At 38.0% G+C, this 1,437-nt stretch carries 2 protein-coding genes; both read right to left on the bottom strand.

Annotated elements, in window-relative coordinates; translation table 11 throughout:
- The coding region (locus tag JZ784_RS17535; RefSeq protein ID WP_346315797.1) for a hypothetical protein at nucleotides 1-192 on the bottom strand (192 nt) is incomplete at its 3' end.
- A 491-nt stretch (nucleotides 193-683) separates the two neighbouring features.
- Nucleotides 684-1,214 (bottom strand): DUF4468 domain-containing protein, encoded by a 531-nt coding sequence (locus JZ784_RS17530; RefSeq protein ID WP_346315796.1) that lies wholly within the window; start codon nucleotides 1,212-1,214, stop codon nucleotides 684-686.
- Nucleotides 1,215-1,437: the final 223 nt, after the last annotated feature.

Raw genomic sequence — 1,437 nt, 5'->3', positions numbered from 1 at the left:
TTTATTAATTGTCAGCAAACCACCCATAAAGCCAACAAGGGTCTTGATTGAGCCCGACATTTCAGTCATTTGAGCATCGGCCTTGTAGCCTTTTGCTGTTAGGTTTTCAAGCTCATTTGCTACGGCACGCGTGTTTCTTTCAGCATTGCGCGAATCAATTTCAATAACTAAACGGCTGGTTTGTGTAGTCATCTCACTTTCCTCTAGGCATAAAAAAGCGCCTTTAGGCGCGCAGACATAAAAAAAACCGACCCCGCTTTGGGTCGGTTTATTTGATTATGAGTTCAATTATTTTAGCTAAGGCGTTAAGTATTGGAGCTGATTGCCAGATTGCTAGCCCTGCTAAAATCATAAATCCTATGTTATAGGTCCATCGTCTCAGAGTTTCGCTTTCTGATAACTTATTCATTGCTTTATCAACCTTTAAATCTAGGTTAAAATTCATCTATGGTTTACTTCCTTCTCACTAAGGTTTGTGAACACAAAAAAGCCCATGATTACGAGTCACGGGCTTTTTGCTTTTTTGAATATAAAAACCCCGACAGTTAGTACTATCGGGGTTTTTCTTTGGGTGTAAAAAAACCACCGCGAACGATGGTTGATTACTTCTCTCTTATACGGGTAGCACTATTAAAAAAACCTCCCTAAGGAGGTCGTTCTTCAATGAAACTTGGAATATTACATTACCAGTCAGCATTAACTTTTTGCTGTGTTTTAATCTTCTCCGCCATCACATCAGATGACTTATTTAACTCATCAACAATTACCTTAGCTGATGGATAATTAACGGTAATAAGCCTATTTGTTTCAGCATATCGAACACCACTGATTACCTGTGCTGGCTTGTAATGCGTCAAGTTGTCATAGCTAATACGCATGCGACCATCCTTGGTATCAACACGAACTGTAAAATCAACACGATCAGAACCTGTCACAGTCATACAGTCAGCAAAACCTGCACAGCGGTACTGCATATTACCCTTGCCGATAATTGAACCTGTAGCCTTGTCCTCATACTGAATTACAGCATTAGCTGATCTGAATGCTGTAGCGAACCATTGTCTAGCACCATCATAAACTTGAGCTTGTTTTAACTCACCCATTGGGTAAATTTTTTCAAATTTAACCGGTTCCACTGGTTGCTGTGGAGTCGTAGTACACCCACCCAAAGCCAACCCAAACCCAAAAACCCCAACAGCTAATAATTTTTTCATGCTTCCCCCTTAAATTAAGGTGATAAATTACTCAATCTATTGAAAAAAGTATATATAGCTAAAAGAAAAACCGCCCCAGAGAATGGTTATTTAATTTTCTAAATATTCCATAAAATCATATGAAGTGGTTTTTCACATAAATCAGTTTTATAATATGAAAGTTATATTTTTAATTTTTTGCTATTTAGGCTTTTTATGAAGAACAACTCCTCATCAGATGACT

Origin of the sequence: Acinetobacter sp. CWB-B33 (genome assembly GCF_039655955.1) — a bacterium.
GTDB lineage: Bacteria > Pseudomonadota > Gammaproteobacteria > Pseudomonadales > Moraxellaceae > Acinetobacter > Acinetobacter bouvetii.
The sequence above is the reverse complement of the archived record's forward strand: the minus strand, read 5'-3'. Positions and strand labels throughout refer to the sequence as shown.

Bases quoted from the DNA above. Each gene is read 5' to 3' on its own strand.
- JZ784_RS17530 (WP_346315796.1), bottom strand. From the start codon at position 1,214: ATGAAAAAATTATTAGCTGTTGGGGTTTTTGGGTTTGGGTTGGCTTTG.